This window comes from Microcoleus sp. Pol11C3 (assembly GCF_036701485.1).
Lineage (GTDB): Bacteria > Cyanobacteriota > Cyanobacteriia > Cyanobacteriales > Microcoleaceae > Microcoleus.
On the sequence record NZ_JAUBQW010000318.1, the window covers coordinates 1 to 1,106 of the forward strand.

At 42.8% G+C, this 1,106-nt stretch carries 1 protein-coding gene and 1 pseudogene; one reads left to right on the forward strand and one right to left on the reverse strand.

What is annotated here, in order from left to right; all coding sequences use genetic code 11:
- Positions 1-296: 296 nt before the first annotated feature.
- Positions 297-419 carry a hypothetical protein gene (locus QUA40_RS28845; protein WP_333132152.1) on the forward strand — a complete coding sequence of 41 codons (123 nt, stop codon included), beginning with the start codon at positions 297-299 and terminating at the stop codon, positions 417-419.
- A 398-nt stretch (positions 420-817) separates the two neighbouring features.
- Here the strand turns inward: QUA40_RS28845 and QUA40_RS28850 are convergent.
- Positions 818-1,027, reverse strand: a pseudogene (locus QUA40_RS28850) (transposase family protein); the annotation flags it as partial.
- Between the last annotated feature and the right edge of the window lie 79 nt (positions 1,028-1,106).

Sequence of the window (1,106 nt, forward strand, 5' to 3'; positions counted from 1 at the left end):
GGAGAACCTTTTTTCTTTGAGCTACCTCCGAAAATCCCCTTGACAACTGGCTTTGAGCCTTAACTTGTCACCAATGGACTCCTACAGGATTTGGGCGCGGGTGTCCTGGAAACCGGGTTTCCTAACCCAAGCGGGCGGTTGCGGTACAACCCCCAGACAGGATTCGCGGAACTCAAAAAATTTGAGACATCAGGGATATCCCCCCAGATTCATCATCTGTAGAGTCAAATCTCAAATCTCAGATCTCAAATCGCTAGAGCGCACCAGCACTTTCAACCGTAGAGGCGATCGTCCATTTGCTCAAAAATCCTCAAGAAGCTGAATCTCAAGCGCAGGGGGGCTACGAAATGGTTGTGAACCAGCACAGCAGCGAACGTTATGTCGATGTTTTAGCCCTGAAGTGGCGATCGCTTTTATAAAACTGTAGGGTGTGCATTGCCCACCATAAATCATGTCGAAAGGATGCACAATGCACACCTTACTGCTATACATAAAAAGTCAAAGTATTTGTGATCTAAGCCCCCTTTAAAGAAGTAATGAGTTATGAATTGTAGTTACGAATTAAATCTCCCAGGAATTACGGCACAAATACTAGACAAGATTGCATTCCCAAGCTCGCCTCTCCTCAAATTATCTGCGTTTATCTGTCTTACATCTGCGGTTCCTCGATCGAAGACTTGTGCAAGAGCTCTACTAAACAAACCTGGTTTTAAAACATAATCGAAAGCCTTAAGGAAGTATTGTCGGCGTTGCTGAGTTAGAGTATGAATAGGAGGAATAATTTATGCAATGCAAGCGAATAGACCTCTTGCAAAAGTCATTCTAAAAGGTTGAGTTCATAGTTATAGATGCCTGCAATCAGGTTGAAGCGTAAACCAAATCTGCGTCGGCGATTTCGGTAACGTTCCGACAGAATCCGAAAAATTTTTAGCCTCCTATTAACGTGTTCAATAATAATACGTTCGCTTGCCAGAGTGCGGTTTTCCTGCCGTTGAACCTGAGATAAATTAGAGCTTTTGGACTTTTTAGGGCTCTCCTGAACTTATGGTTATAAGTTTATCTAATCACAAAAGCAAGCTAATACGCGATTCCTAAAATTATTAAAA